The organism is Cnuella takakiae, from assembly GCF_001953305.1.
In the GTDB taxonomy this organism is placed as follows: domain Bacteria; phylum Bacteroidota; class Bacteroidia; order Chitinophagales; family Chitinophagaceae; genus Flavisolibacter; species Flavisolibacter takakiae.
Map to the genome: position 1 here is coordinate 140,130 of NZ_MTFE01000010.1, position 15,536 is coordinate 155,665.

Consider the following 15,536-nt stretch of genomic DNA (forward strand, 5'->3'; position numbering starts at 1 on the left):
CAGCAAGGGTTGATAAAATTTGAATGGCATACAGCGCTTAGGGCTTTGTGTTGATCCCACTATCTGCAAGCACCCGCGCAAAAAACAGCATCTGGTAAGGCAGGGCATTTTGCCAGTAAGGCCAGTCGTGTTTTCCGGGCCGCTCGTAATAGTCGTGTGGCGTGCCATTGGCCAGCAGTTGCTGGTGCAAAGCCCTGTTGGGTTCAATCAAAAAATCATCTACACCCACATCAAAAATGAGCCGAACTGCATTTGCCTTCAGCTGATCGGTCATACCAATAATGGTATAATCCAGGTAAGGGTTCAGCGTATCTTTTGCCGGCCCAAGCAGGCGTACAAAATTGTCGGACCTTGACTTTGCAAAAGCCTCAGGCACCTTCCATGTTTTGGTATGGATGTTCATCACACCGCTCATGCTCCCGGCGGCGGCATACAGTTCGGGGTGCCGGGCGGCAATGTACATAGCGCCATGCCCGCCCATGGAAAGACCCGCAATGATCCTTCCCTTCTTTTCTTTGATCACCCGGTAGCTGCTTTCAACTTGCGCCAGCACTTCTTTGGCAATAAAGGTTTCAAACTGGCTATCCTGTTGCAAAGGGCTGTCGAAATAATAACTGGTGGCGCCACCTTCGGGTGTTACAATGATGATCTTGTACTGATCGGCCATCCGGTGCACCAGGGTTTTGTCCGGTGTCTGCATCAGCCAGTCGCGAAAGCTGCCCTGCCCGCCATGCAACAGGTACAAAACAGGATAAACCTGTTTGCTCTTTTTGTAACCATTAGGCAACACCACGGCAGCCTTCAGGGTTTTGTTCATGGCATTGCTGTGCACATCAATCGTATCTACGGTGGCGGCTTTGGTGAAGATGCATTGCAACAACAGTGCTGCGGCAAGTGCAAAACGAGATCGGTACATGTGTTCAGGTTTGGGCATCGGTTTAAAGTGCGGTGAATGGGGTAAACGGGTGCAACAGCAATAACCTGCTGTTATACAACCTACCATGCAGGCAGATCGCAGCGCATTTGCGGCACTGAATATATTTCATTTTGAAGTGCACCGAACAATTTAGCCCATCCACTGCATGCCTTTTTACCCAGGCAACCAACACTGCGATGGTGGCCAATTATTAAAAGCAAACTTTGCTTTGTATTTTCTGTGGTCAAACCTGTTTGCAGGTGAAGCGGTGCACCACCATACTATGCCTTTTGGTTCTTTCCTTTCCATTGGCGGCACAGATTGCCCCTGCCAAGATCCGCTCGCTTACCACCGAGGATGGGCTGCCACAGGGTTTTATTACCGGCATTGTGCAGGACCGCAAGGGATTCATGTGGCTGGGTACCCGCGACGGGCTGGCCCGGTATGATGGCCGCAGCATCAAAGTATTGCGCAGCGAGGAAGGCGACAGTACCACCCTGTCTGGCAATATCATCCGCTTTCTTTCGCTCGACCCGCACAATAACATATGGGTGCAGTACGACAATGGCAGCACCGACCTCCTGAATCCTGAAACGGAGCAGGTACGGCGGCTGACCGCAGCGCCCGCATTCAAACAACTGGTTACCAGCAAACCCGAATTTGCATTTTCCCAACTGGTACCCGATGCCGATGGCAATGCCTATCGTTTGTACACCAACGACCATCCGCAACACAACCGGGTAGTGCACCTTTCGCTGCGAAGCGGGCAAACGAAAACCCTTGCCCTGCCGCCCGGCGAAATACCGCAGGGGCTGGCAAACAACGAGGGAGGCAACTGCTGGCTGCTGACCAGCAAAAACCTGTACGCCATCGGCCGCAACGGGTGGCTCGGTAAAAAGATCTCGCTGCCCCGGCAGGCAGCCAAAGACCTGGCTGCTATGTACCGGGGAACTGGCCCAGTGAATTTTATCATCGGGAAAAACAACACACTGGCCCTGCCCACCCTTACTGCGCTGTGGAACTACAACCCGGCAACAAGGCAGTGGACAAAGGGCCCGGTACCTGTACCTCAAAAAAATACGGGCATGCCCTGGATGGTGCATGGGCAGGATGGCAACAACTACCTGGTGGCAGCTTACCAGGTACACCGCGTGGCGCCAGATGGAACACTGAGCCTGCTGTGGACCAATACGCTCCGTTATCCTGAAATCATCACGGCAATGGTGGACCGCACGAATGTGTTGTGGGTTTCCACCAATACATTCGGATTGCGGCTGATAGACCTCAACGCCACCGGTTTTCGCTCCTACCCCATTGCGCATGATTTCTTTTACGATGTACTCAAGCACCTGTACCCTATCCGCACCAGTACCTTCCAGCCCAACCTGTATGGCAACTATAACCTTAGCGGCCGCAGCGGAATGGATAAGGCGGGTAATCTTTGGTTCATCAACTTCCTGTACAGCCAGCTTGATGGCAAAGCAGTAAAACCCAACCACCTGGCGCGGCTAGTTCCGTCAGGTGCGGGTATTGTAAACCTGGACACACTGAGCCAGCTCAGGGGAGACAACCGCATCAACAATTTTGTATTTGACCGCAACAACACCTGTTGGGCCACATCGGTAAAAGAAAACAAACTGCTGCGGATCAATACTGCCACGGGCAAAATTCTGGACCATGTGCTGCTGCACAAAGAGCTCTGGCACCCCAACCACCTGCTGGCTGTGGACAGCCTGCTCCTGCTGGTACACAACGACGCGGTACAGGTGTACAACCAGCCCAGCGGCAAACTAACCCTGTATCGCCACCAGCCCGGCGTGCAGCAATTTCGCAATGCCTACCTGATCATGGCAACCCCCGACCCGTTGCATAAAGAGATCATCTGGCTGGCCACACGCGGCATAGGGCTGTTGCGGCTCAACCTGAAAACGGCAACCCTGCAGCTTTTTGGCACCAGGCAGGGTCTGCCCAACAATACGGTTTATGCCATCCTGCCCGACGGGAAAGGTTATTTCTGGTGCAGCAGCAATAAGGGCATCTTCCGCTTCAATCCCCGCAACTACGCGGTGCTCTCCTTTACCGAAAAGGACGGGCTGCAGGGCAATGAATTCAACCGCTTCCAGTACTTGCAACTACCCGATGGGCGCATGGTGTTTGGCGGCACCCAGGGCTATACTATTTTTCATCCCGACTCCATCCGTATCGACAGCTTCCGGCCCCATGTGGCCATTACCGATATTGCTGTTCAAAACGAATCCATCAACCGGTACCCCGAAGGCAGCCGGGCGCCGGGACTGGCGGATACCCTGCGGCTCCGCTACAACCAGAACTTTATCACCTTCCGCTTTGCGGCCCTGCAGTTTACCAACCCCGGTAAGATTCAATACCGCTACCGGCTTAGCGGGCTGAACAAGGAATGGATCGGTATCGGCAACCAAAACACCGCCAACTTCACCAACCTGCCTCCGGGGCAGTACCTGTTACAACTCAACGCTTCCAATACGGCAGGCATCTGGAGCCCGCATATTACAACGCTGGCCCTGTTCATCAGTCCGCCCTGGTGGAAAACCTGGTGGGCCTACCTACTTTATGGTGTCAGCGCCGGCGCCCTCACCATCTTTATCTTCCGCTTGCAGTTGCGGCAGGCAAAGGCCCGGCAGGAGGCCGAATTAAAACAAAAGGAAGCTGAACAACTGAAAGCCATTGACGAAATCAAAAGCCGGTTCTTTTCCAATATCACCCACGAGTTGCGCACGCCGCTGTCGCTGATCATTTCACCGGTGGACCAGCTGCTGCGCGATGGCGCCACGCCAGCCGCCGTGCGCACCAGCCTCAACATGGTACAACGCAATGCGGCACAGCTGCTGCGGCTCATCAACCAGCTGCTGGACATGAGTAAACTGGAAAGCGGTAACATGCAGCTTTCCTTATCGCAGGGCAACCTCTGCCTCTTTTTTGAAGAATGCATAGCGGCATTTAAAAATGCGGCGCACGCCAAAAACATACGGCTCTACTTCCAGGGAGCCGATGCAGGGCAGGATGTGCTGTTTGACGCGGGCAAAATGGAAATGGTGTTGTACAACCTTTTGTCCAATGCCGTAAAATTTACGGCGGAAGGCGGCGAGGTACAGGTGTTGCTGGAGCAGCACGAAACCGGCGCCAACCTGCAAGTCCGGTTTAGCGTACACGACACGGGCATCGGCATTGCCCCCGAAAACCTGACCCATATTTTCGAACGGTTTTACCAGGCCGACAACTCGGCTACCCGACGCTACGAGGGCTCCGGCATCGGGCTGGCCCTGGTGAAAGAACTGGTGCAGCTGATGGGTGGCAGCATTACGGTGGACAGCAAGCCCCGCCAGGGCACCCGCTTCGCGGTGGCACTGCCGCTGCAAAAAGCGGCCAGCCAAACGGTACCGCAATGGATGCAGCAAAAGGCGGATCAAGTAGTAGCCCTGCCTACAAATGCTGTGGTGCCCATGGAGAACGACAAAGAAGCGCCGCTGCTGCTGGTGGCCGAGGACAATGAGGAGCTAAGGGCTTTTATTGCCCAAACCCTCCAAAACCGCTACCGGGTACTGACGGCTGCCAATGGGCAGGAGGCCCTGGAACTGGCGCAGGCCGAGCTGCCCGATGTAATCATCAGCGACCTGATGATGCCCCTGATGGATGGATACAGCCTCTGCAGGGCCATCAAATCGGCCGCAGCCACCGAGCATATTGCCGTGGTATTGCTCACCGCCAAAGCTGCCCACGACAGCGTGGTGGCAGGCCTGCGCAGCGGGGCCGACGACTATATCACCAAACCCTTTCATTTTGATGAACTGCAGCTAAGGCTGGCTAATATCCTGGAGCGGCGCGACAAACTGCGGAGGTTTTACCAGGGCCAGTTGCGCGATCCGGACGAACCGCTGGTGCAAAAAGATACCACGCCGCCCTTTTTGTCCGGCCTTTATACCATCATCGACCACCACCTGAACGACAGCACCTTTACGGTGGAAAAGCTGGCTACCCATGCGGCCATGAGCAGCCGTACCCTCAACCGCAAGCTGGCGTCGCTGGCAGGTCTTTCGGCAAACGAATTCATCCGGCAATACCGGCTCAAAAAGTCGCTGTCGTTTTTGCAAACAGGCAGCAATGTATCGCAGGCAGCCTACAGCGTGGGCTTCGAAACCCATGCGCACTTTACCACTTCCTTCAAAGCATTTTTTGGGCTTACGCCATCGGAGTTTTTAAACACCAAACAAAGTAATTGATTATCAGGCCTGCAAATCTGCCTGTCCGGAATACGTAAGGATTTGTCCGGTTTTAAAAAGGCCTACCACAGCTGCCACGAATACATTTAAGGCAAGTTTTGGCCCACCTCCCTCCCAGTCATAGCACCGCTGCCCCTGCCACCCCCTGTTTACAAATCACCCCTTACCCCTGAACCAACTGCCCGCAACAATTTCCCAGTACTGAACAGGCTATTGATCCAGCCTCGGGCAACTGTCCCCGCAGGTTGGGTATATGCACCCTTACAACTGATTCTTTCACCCAAAAACAACCGTTATGGAACTTGTTGGCACCAACCTCGATGTGATCAAAACCACTTACAAGAAATTTATCAGGGGCGACATTGCAGGGCTGATGGAACACTACCTGGACGATGTGGTATTTCATTATATCGGCACGCCGCTGATGCCCCTGACCGGTAATTACGAAGGCAAGGCCGGCGTACTGCGCTTTTTCCAGATGATTCCCGAACACCTGGAGCTGTTCCTATTTGAACCGCGGGAGTTTTACGATGCGGGCGACACCATCATCATCCTTGGCCGTGAGGGCGCCCGCTCCCAAAAAACCGGCAAGTCTTATGAAGGGCACTTTATCCATATTGCCCAGCTGGAAAACGGCAAACTGAAGCGACTGAGGTTGTTTCCGGATACCGCAGGCGGCACTTCCATTTTTAGCGAATAAAGACAAGGCACCAAACCCTGCTGCACCCTTTCCCTTTTCCAAACCACCCGATTGGCACCCGTGCATTACTCTTCCACCAGTTTACACCCAAGCCCCCGTTCCTGCTGCGGCAATGCGGCAGGGATGGGACTTGCAAACCAAAGCATTATGAAACCTGCTGGAAAACTCCAATGGAAGCCTTCTACAAACCCTTTTTATACCCTTTTCTTTTTCTGCCTGTTGTTATGCATCCTGCACCCAAACCCTGCCCGTACACAGGCCAGGGTACAGGGCGTGGTGAAGGGCCAGAACAACCAACCCCTCCCGGCTGCAACCATCTTACTGCTCCGCACCAAGGATTCCGCACTCGTAAAAGGCTCCATAACCCAACAGGGCGGCCAGTTCCAGTTTGATAATGTGGCACCAGGCTCTTACCTGGTGGCAGCCAGTTTCAGTGGGTTGAAAGAAACCTATTCGCAGCCCATTGAGGTGGCACAAAAAGATGCAACGGTACGCACCGACCTGAACCTGACTGAAAAAGAAGCTACCCTTGAAGCCGTGGTAGTAACTGCTAAAAAGCCGCTGTTTGAACAAAAGATCGACCGCATGGTGATCAACGTGGCGAGCAGCATTGTAAACACCGGCACCACGGCGCTGGATGTGCTGATACGCTCGCCGGGAATTATTGTTGACCAGCAAAACAATAACCTGTCGATGAATGGCAAGGATGGCGTGGTGGTAATGCTCAACGGCAAGATCAGCCGCATGCCGATATCAGCCGTAATACAATTGCTGGCGAGTATCAATTCCGCCAATATTGAAAGAATAGAACTGATTACCACACCGCCCGCCAACTACGATGCGGAAGGCAATGCAGGCTTTATCAACATCGTGCTGAAGGAAAACCAGCAGTTTGGCACCAATGGCAACTATGCATTAACAGCAGGCATGGGTAAAAAACCACAGGCCGGCGCCAGTATGAACTTCAACCACCGGCAAGGGAAATTCAACTTGTTTGGCGACTACTCTTTCAATACAGAAAACCTGATCACCTATTTCATCTTCAACCGCACGGTAGTCCAGGACAACCGGAAAGTAGAAACGAATGCAATCAACGACAGGTGGTCCAACAGGCTCAATCATAATGCCCGACTGGGGCTGGATGTAGAACTCTCCAAAAAAACGACCATCGGCGTACTGGGCACCTATTTGCACAACACCTTTTCGATGGATGCATTAAACCGGAGCCATATACTGGCAGACGGCATTTTGGATACCCTTGTTACTATTGATAATAAAGAAAACCATCCATTGAGCAGCCACAGTGCCAATTTTAATCTCACCCAACAGTTCAATGAAAAGCACAAACTGGTTTTCAATACCGATTATATCAATTATCACGATGCCAATACCGTTGATTATCTCAACCGGTACGAAAAAGGCAATGGCGATCTGTTGTGGGAGCAGCCCTTGCGCAGCAACAAAACCACACCTATACGCTTTTGGGTAAACAGCGCTGATCATACGTGGACCATCAGCAAAAAGGCCACCCTGGAATCGGGTATCAAGTCAACCTTTTCAAGGTTTACAAACGATGTGCGGGTAGAATGGGGCGAGCCATCCGGATGGAAGCCAGACCCCGATCTAACCAATATTTCTTACCTGCGCGAACGCATCAAGGCAGCCTATTCTTCACTGAGCCTCCAACTGAGCGAAAAAACCAGTATCAAGGCTGGGTTGCGTTACGAGCATACCGTTTCCAACCTGAGCTCAGATAAAGTGAAGAATATCATCGACCGGAAGTATGGCAACCTCTTTCCGACTCTTTTCTTATCGCAGGTGCTGGCCGAAAAGCAATCCATCAACCTGGCCTATAGCCGCCGCATCACCAGACCCACCTTCAACGATATGGCTCCCTTTGTTTACTTCGTTGATCCCAACACGTTATTCTCCGGCAACCCCGCACTGCAGCCTGCATTTTCGGATGCCATCAAACTGGATTACCTGTTCAGGCAACTTATATTTTCCTTTTCCTACACCTACGAAAAAAATGCGATCACCAATTTTGCGCCCCGTGTGGACGCTGCCACCAATAAGCTGACCTTTTTTGCCGAAAACCAACCCGACAGGAAGGCATTTTCTTTCAATATCTCCATGCCCTGGCAGCCCAAGCCCTGGTGGAATATTCAAACCAACTTTTCTGCAAACCGCAATGTGCTGAACGCAATTTACCTGGGTGATGCACTTAAGGTGCAACAACAAAACCTGCAATTGGTGATGGCCCACACCTTTACGCTGCCCAAGGACTTTAGTGCGGAGTTGAGGGGTTATTATCTCACGGGCTTTTTGTTCTCGGTGTATCGTGTGCCTGCTTTCGGCTCCCTGGATATTGGCGTTCAAAAAAAGTTTGCTGCCAAGCGCAGCAGCCTACGCTTTGCCGTTTCCGATGTATTTGGGCCTCCGGTATTTAAACCCAGCGTAAACCAGCCCGACAAAAACCTGGTTGCCAGTGGCAGGCTCCTTTTTGGTAACACCATCGCCCGGCTCACCTTCACCCGCAACTTCGGCAACGACAAAGTAAAAGCGCAACGCAGCCGCAACTCGGGCTCAGAAGATGAACGGAGCAGGGTTACGACCAATTGATACAAGACAACAGCCGATTACGGCTGCAACACATCATTCACCATAAAACAAATACAATGAAAGCCAAACCAACCATCTCTATCCTATTACTGCTTGCCTTGATGACAGCAACCCTACAGACAATGGGGCAAACGCCTACACAGGCCAGCTTCAACTACAAAGAACTGATTACCGATAACCCAAATCCTGAACGCGATGTACAAATAGTGAGTGCTTATGTCAACGCCATTGTAGCTGGCGAACTGGACAAAGCAAGGGAACTGATGGCCAGTAATTTCAAAACATCGGGCCCCGGGCCAATGGACTCAGCGGACCGTGAAAAGGAGTTGAACAACTGGCAGGAGCGTTACAAAATCCAAACGAACCGCAAAACCAACTTTATCTGGCAAACTTTTCGGGTAGTTTCCGGCGACCTGAAAGGAAACTGGGTATCGGTATGGGGCGATTACAACTGCACCATGAATGGAAAAAATATCCGGGTTCCTTTCCACAATGTTTGTCATTTGACCGACGATGGCAAGATTGACCGGGAGATAAGCTATTGGGATAACCTGGCAGTTTATCAGGCGCTTGGGTACACGCTGGTGCCACCCAAACAGCCAAAGAAGATGAATAAAGTTGCCGCAAGGTGATTTACAAGTAATCAAGGCACATGTTGCTGCCGCTGTATAGGTAATAGGCCGCTTTATGGAATTCATCACCAGAATTTTCCTGGAACCAGGCTTTGCCCCCGGCGGCCTGGTTTCCATTTTCAGGTAAGCCTCAGCGTTAGAGCCATCCTGTCTCTTTTTCCCATTCAGCTACAAACAATTGCCTCCTTTGACTTAAAAATCAGGACTACAGCTTTTATATTAGTAAGATAATTACTACATAAGGCTTCAACTCTAACAATGAAACCAATTAGTGGTCAGCCGCTACACACCCACCAAGGTTCATCGATAGCATTTGGCGAACAGGTGCTGTATACCATTATGGACGAGGCCCTGCAGCCACAGCTACTGCTTTCTCCTGCAAACAGCATCCTTTACCCCAACCAGGCTTTTTGCAGCCTTGCTGGCTGCACCACACAGGAAGCCATTGGTCAGGAGCTGGCCACCTTTCAGCAGGGAATGTGGCAGGAACTGACGCCAGCCGGCGGCACTCCGCGGCAAATAACCATACAGCACCAGACCTATCTTATTTCCCTGCGTGCCATTCCCGGCACAGGCGATGGCAAAGACCTGGTGCTGGTTTCGCTTGTTGCACAGCAAAGCCAGCCTGCACCGATCAACGATGCAGCCAGGGCGCAAAAAATGGCCAGTTCATTATTTGAGGCAAGCCCCGACTGCCTGAAAATTCTGGACCTCGATGGCTGCCTGCTGGACATGAACACCTGCGGCAGGGCCCTGATGGAAGTAGACGACTTTAACCAGCTATATGGCAGCTACTGGCCCGGCTTATGGGGATCGCACCAGCAGCAGGCACAGGAAGCCGTTAACAAGGCCCGCAAAGGAGGTATCAGCAGGTTTTCGGCACCTTGTGCAACGGTGAAGGGTACCCTTAAGTATTGGGATGTGCTGGTGACTCCCGTGTTCGGTGCCGATGGCACGGTACTGCAGTTGATTGCTTCCTCGCGTGATATCACCAAAGAACAGGCTACCCGTACGGCACTGCACCGCACCGAAGAACTGGCCAAAAGCCTTTTTGAACAAAGCCCCGATTGCCTGAAGCTGTTGGACCTCGAAGGGAAGCTCATAGCCCTGAACGCCAGCGGCAGAAACCTGCTGGAATCCAATGGCGTTGGCCAGGAGCTGCAATGGGTAGACATGTGGCAGGGCGGAGATAAACCCACGGTCCTTGCCGCCATGCAAACCGCCGCCCGGGGCGGCATCAGTCATTTTACGGCACCCTGTACCCTTCCTTCGGGTCAGGAGTTTTGGTGGGAGGTAATGCTTACCCCTGTGCGCAACGAAAAGGGCACCGTGTACCAGATGATTGCCGCCTGCCGCGACATCACCTCGCGCAAGGCCCTGGAGCAGCAGCTGGCCAACAGTGCCCTGCAAAAAGAACTGGCCCTACAGGCCGCCAGCCTGGGCACCTGGTCTTTTGATTTTGGCTCCGACGAAATGGGGCTGGACGAACGGGCAAGAGAGCTGTTTGGCGTTCAACCCGGCCAAAAGCTTTCCCATTCCGAGCTTTTTGCCCTGGTACATCCCGATGACCGTCCCCACCTGCAGCAGGTTATTGCAACAGATATCCAAACCAAGAATGCCGTCAGCCATGTTGAATACCGGCTGCATCCGGACACCGGTACCAACAAGTGGGTACATGTATGCCGCAGGTTGTTTTTTGATGAACATGGCAACCCGGTGCATTGTGTAGGCCTGTTCCAGGATATCACGCAGCAAAAAGAAACCGAGCTCAGGCTGCGCAAAATCAACCAGACCCTTCAACTGGGTATACAGGTAGGCAAGCTGGCCATTGCCGAAGTGGATTATATCACCGGGCAGGTAAGCCTCTCGCCCGAAGCAGCCAGCCTCTATGGCTTTGCTGCTGGCACCCGGCAGGTAAGCAGGGAGCAGGTGCATGCCAGTTTCCACACTGCCGACAAAGACCGCATTTTCCGCATGATGCGCGCATGCCTCGACCCCGCAGGCCCTGGCTTTATGGACCTCGAACACCGGGTGGTGGCACCTGATGGCGCGGTACGCTGGCTGAGCGTGCGCAAACAGGTGTTTTTTGATACCGGGAGCGCACAGGCAAGGCCGCAGTACGCCATCATTGCCGCACAGGACATTACCGCCCAGAAAGAAGCCGCCAACCGCATCCAGGAAAGCGAAGCCCGGTTTAAAGCCATCTTCAACGGTGCACCGGTAGCCATCTGGGAAGAAGACTTTTCAAAGGGCATGCAACTCCTGGAAGAACTGAAGGAAAAGGGCGTGCTCAATTTTGGCCACTACTGCAGCCAGCACCCGGAAGTCATCCCTGCTTTTTTAAGCAAACTGGAAGTGCACGATGTAAACGAAGCCGCAGTACAGCTTTTTGGCGCCACCAGCAAAGCCGACCTGATTGGCCGGCTGGACCAAACCTTTCTGCCCGATAGCCTGGAAGTGTTTACCCAGGAGCTGATAGCACTGGCATCGAAGCAAGCTTACTATAAAGGGGAAGCGCGGATGCAAACCCTCCAGGGCCAGCCCATCTGGGTATTGCTATCGGTGCGCTTTCCGCAAGGCACCGACTTTTCTTCGGTACTGGTAACTATGACCGATATCACGGTGCAGAAAAAGCTGGAAGCTGAAGTAGGCGCACATGCCGGCAGGATACAGCAGATATTGGACGCCCTGCCCCAAAAAGCATGGATCAGCAACCCCGATGGCGCTATGGAATATTTTAGTGAGCAATGGTATACCTATACCGGTTTGGACAAAACAGGCTCACTGGGCCTGGCCTGGCAGGGAGCCATCCATCCACAGGATCTGCCAAAGCTTACCGGCACATTTGCCCAGGCCAGGGCTACGCAGGAAAGCTGGGAAATGCAGTTAAGGCTGCGCAACTATGCAGGCAGCTACCGCTGGCACCTGGCACGCGCCATGGTGCTTAAAAGCGGGGGCGGCGCCATCAGCAGTTGGGTGGGCACCAGCACCGACATTCACGACCAGCGCACTGCCGCCGACCTGCTGGAACAGGCTGTTGCCGAACGCACACAAGCCCTGCAAACCGCCAACAAAGCGTTACAGCAAACCAATAAGGAATTGGAGGAGTTTCTGTATGTAGCCTCACACGATCTGCAGGAGCCGGTGCGCAAAATCCTAACCTTTTCCAACCTCCTTCAGGAGCGGGGACAGGGTTTCCTTACGCCGCAACTGGTCAACTACCTGCAACGCATCGACGCTTCGGCACAAAGGATGACCAGCCTTATCAAAAGCATTCTTGATTTTTCTTCCCTGCGGTCCAGCCTACCAGCAACAGCCTGCAACCTCGATTTGGTATTGCAAAATGTATTGCAGGAACTGAGCTGGTACCTGGAGCAGGAAGGCGCAATGGTTACCGTGCACAACCTGCCGGAGGTATTGGCCATACAGCATGAAGTAAAGCAGTTGTTTTACAACCTGATTGCCAATTCCCTGAAATTTCGCAAGCAGGCAGCCAGTCCACATATAACCATCACCGCATCGGAATTATCCGAGGCGCAGGCCGCAGCTTTATCGCTGCCCTTGACCTATCAGCAATATGCACACATACAGGTAACTGACAATGGCATTGGGTTTCATCCGCAGTATGCCGAAAAAATATTTGAAATATTCCAGCGGCTTCACAACCGCAGCACTTATGATGGTGCGGGCATCGGCCTGGCCCTTTGCCGCAAAATAGCCATCAGATCGGGCGGTCATATTTGGGCAGAAGGAACTGATTTGGAAGGAGCCGTGTTTCATGTGGTGCTGCCCCTTGCATTGCAAGTGGAAAGAGGATAAACATCGCAACGGCACTGCACCGGAATTGCTGGCGTAAGCTTGCAAAGCCTACCACCAACGTATCCCAGCTGACAGCTCTATCAAACTATTGTAGTGTGCCGTTTGAAATGGCAGTTGGAATTACGCCGGTTATGCTACCGGCATTATTTAATAAAAACCTAAAGACAGCTATTCTCCAAGCGAAAAAATGCGCTCCATCAAGCGCCATTTTTCGCCTTCTTTTCCACCCGGAATAGCTTGCTGGTAACGCCACATCAGCTGCTCCCACTCCTGTACTTTGGCATTGGCTGTATCGGCTGCTGCTTTGGCTTCAAAACTAAAACCATCGGATACTTCCATGATCATGAACAGGCGGTTGGCAAGGCGATAAATCTCCATATTCCGGATACCGGCACTACGGATACTTTTGAGTATCTCTGGCCACACCGCCCGGTGGTAGGCTTCATATTCCGCAATCAATGCAGGATCGTCGTAGAGGTCGAGTGCAAGCGCATATCTTTTCATCAGGCAAAATATAAGCAATGATTAAACGGGCTTTTTGCACTCATGCAAAAAGCAAAAACCGATACACCTCAGGGCATGTGGATCATCGCCTTGATGACTCCCATCTCAGGTTGCAGCAGCTGGTGAAAGCTTTCTTTTACTTCACCAAACTGTAATTGGTGCGTGATATAATTGGCCGGATTAATCAAGCCTTTGCGCATGCAATCAATAACGTGTTCAAAATCGGAGCGCAGGGCATTGCGGCTGCTCATGAGGGTGCCTTCTCGTTTGTGAAACTCAGGATGACTGAACGACACTTCGCCTTTTTGCAAACCCACCAGTACATAGCGAGCGCCATGCGCCATGTAGGCAAAGGAGCCGTTGATGGCCCGTTGGCTGCCGGTAGCATCAATCACTACGGTGGGCATATCACCACCGGTAAGACTATGCAGTTCTGTCGTAGCATCGGCTGTAGCAGGGTTGATGGTATGCGCCACCTGCAGCTGTTCGCGGCAGAAGCGGAGGCGGTCTTCGTTGATATCCATGGCAATGACTTTGGCACCTGCAATACGAGCCAGCTCCATCGTACCCAAACCGATGGGTCCGGCACCTACCACCAGTACCGTTTCGCCGGGCTGCAGTACAGCTCTTTGCAGGCTATGGGCGCCGATGGCCAGCGGCTCTACCAGGGCCAGTTCTTCAAAGGATAGTCCTTCGCCTTTTACCAGTGCGCTATTGGGTACCGAAAGATAGCCGCGCATGCCGCCATCTACATGCACGCCGCAAACGGCCATCTGCACACAACAGTTGGGTTTGCCACTGGTGCAGGCAATACATTTCCCGCAGTTGAAATATGGAATGATGGTAACAGCCTCGCCAGTTGCAAAGCCACTGCCCGCTTCGGTTTCGGCAATAACAGCAGCCAGTTCATGGCCAAGGATGCGCGGGTAATTAAAATAAGGTTGCGTGCCTTCAAAAGCATGCAGGTCGGTACCGCAAATGCCAATGCGTTTGAGTTGCAGAATGCTATGTCCCGGCTTCAATTCGGGCATATCGGCATCGGCATAAGCAAAGCTGCCAGGAGTAGTACAGACAAGGGTTGTATCGGGCATGGAGGTTTTGTTTAAGTGAGCGTGTTGAGGAGGACGTTGGATGATGGACAATGGACGATGGGGGGAAGACGACGGACCACGGACGACAGACGACTAGTGTACTGTGACACAGCAAAGAGCAACCATCAACAACCTGGGAAAATGTCGTCCGTCGTCCGTGGTCTGTCGTCACCCAATGGTCCATCGCCCCTCGTCCATGGTCCGCTATGCATTCGCCAGCGCCCGGTCCAGGTGCACATAACCGCCATCTACATGGAGCATTTGGCCGGTGGTGTGGCTCGATACGCTGGAAAGCAGGAAGGCCACCGCATTGGCCAGTTCGGCGCCGGTAGTCATGCGGTTTTCAAGCGGAATTTTGGCCGTGATCTCCTGTAGTTTCTCTTCGGGATTACTAAGGGTTTTGAGCCAGGTATCGTAAGCAGGTGTCATGCATTCGGCAACAACTACTGCATTGACACGAATACCATATTTCAACAACTCCACCGCCCACTCGCGGGTAAGCGCATTGCGGCCACCGTTGGCAGCGGCATAGGCCGATGTATTGCCCTGGCCGGTTTCAGCGGTTTTGGAAGTGATGTTGACGATCGAACCTTTTGATTGCTTCAGGTAAGGCAAGGCATGGTGCGCCACCAGGTAGTAATGTACCAGGTTGCGGTGCAGGCTTTGCATAAAGCGTTCGTAGCTGCCATTTTCCAGGCCTACGCCATCATTTACACCGGCATTGTTTACGATGCCATCGATGCGGCCCCATTGGGCAGCCACCGCCGCCACTGCCTGCGCACAGGCTTCGGGCTCGGAGAGTTCGGCGGCAAAGCCTGCAGCTTTACCACCTGCACCAACGATAGCGTCTACCACCTTTTGGTTGTCGGCTTCGTTACGGCCAACAACAGCAACAACTGCACCTTCGGCAGCGAGCCGGTGGGCAATGGCTTCGCCGATGCCTTTGGCTGCGCCGGTTACGATCACTACTTTATCGGTTAATTGCAGATCCATGTT

At 52.9% G+C, this 15,536-nt stretch carries 9 protein-coding genes; 5 read left to right on the top strand and 4 right to left on the bottom strand.

Annotated elements, in window-relative coordinates:
* Nucleotides 1-37: 37 nt before the first annotated feature.
* Nucleotides 38-916, bottom strand: coding sequence for an alpha/beta hydrolase (locus BUE76_RS01060; protein ID WP_073039303.1), 879 nt, complete (start codon nt 914-916; stop codon nt 38-40).
* Between the two features lie 290 nt (nt 917-1,206).
* On the opposite strand from BUE76_RS01060, the gene BUE76_RS01065 reads away from it, so the two are divergent.
* From BUE76_RS01065 to BUE76_RS01085, 5 genes are all read left to right on the top strand, one after another.
* On the top strand, nt 1,207-5,172 hold the full coding sequence (locus tag BUE76_RS01065) for a hybrid sensor histidine kinase/response regulator transcription factor (protein WP_158069910.1): 3,966 nt from the start codon (nt 1,207-1,209) through the stop codon (nt 5,170-5,172).
* A 295-nt stretch (nt 5,173-5,467) separates the two neighbouring features.
* Nucleotides 5,468-5,872 carry a nuclear transport factor 2 family protein gene (locus tag BUE76_RS01070; RefSeq protein WP_073039306.1) on the top strand — a complete coding sequence of 135 codons (405 nt, stop codon included), beginning with the start codon at nt 5,468-5,470 and terminating at the stop codon, nt 5,870-5,872.
* 147 nt (nt 5,873-6,019) lie between these two features.
* The gene (locus BUE76_RS01075) at nt 6,020-8,494 is read left to right on the top strand and encodes a TonB-dependent receptor (RefSeq protein WP_073039308.1); all 2,475 of its coding nucleotides are present in this window, start codon (nt 6,020-6,022) and stop codon (nt 8,492-8,494) included.
* Between the two features lie 56 nt (nt 8,495-8,550).
* Nucleotides 8,551-9,126 carry a nuclear transport factor 2 family protein gene (locus BUE76_RS01080; RefSeq protein ID WP_143157161.1) on the top strand — a complete coding sequence of 192 codons (576 nt, stop codon included), beginning with the start codon at nt 8,551-8,553 and terminating at the stop codon, nt 9,124-9,126.
* 258 nt (nt 9,127-9,384) lie between these two features.
* Nucleotides 9,385-12,945, top strand: a complete 3,561-nt coding sequence (locus tag BUE76_RS01085; RefSeq protein ID WP_073039312.1) for a PAS domain S-box protein — start codon at nt 9,385-9,387, stop codon at nt 12,943-12,945.
* A gap of 168 nt (nt 12,946-13,113) precedes the next feature.
* Here BUE76_RS01085 and BUE76_RS01090 read toward each other — a convergent pair whose 3' ends face one another.
* From BUE76_RS01090 to BUE76_RS01100, 3 genes are all read right to left on the bottom strand, one after another.
* Complete coding sequence (locus BUE76_RS01090; protein WP_073039314.1) at nt 13,114-13,449, bottom strand: L-rhamnose mutarotase; 336 nt, start codon at nt 13,447-13,449, stop codon at nt 13,114-13,116.
* A gap of 68 nt (nt 13,450-13,517) precedes the next feature.
* Nucleotides 13,518-14,540, bottom strand: coding sequence for a zinc-binding alcohol dehydrogenase family protein (locus tag BUE76_RS01095; protein WP_073039315.1), 1,023 nt, complete (start codon nt 14,538-14,540; stop codon nt 13,518-13,520).
* A 204-nt stretch (nt 14,541-14,744) separates the two neighbouring features.
* On the bottom strand, nt 14,745-15,533 hold the full coding sequence (locus BUE76_RS01100; RefSeq protein WP_073039479.1) for an SDR family oxidoreductase: 789 nt from the start codon (nt 15,531-15,533) through the stop codon (nt 14,745-14,747).
* Nucleotides 15,534-15,536 lie beyond the last annotated feature (3 nt).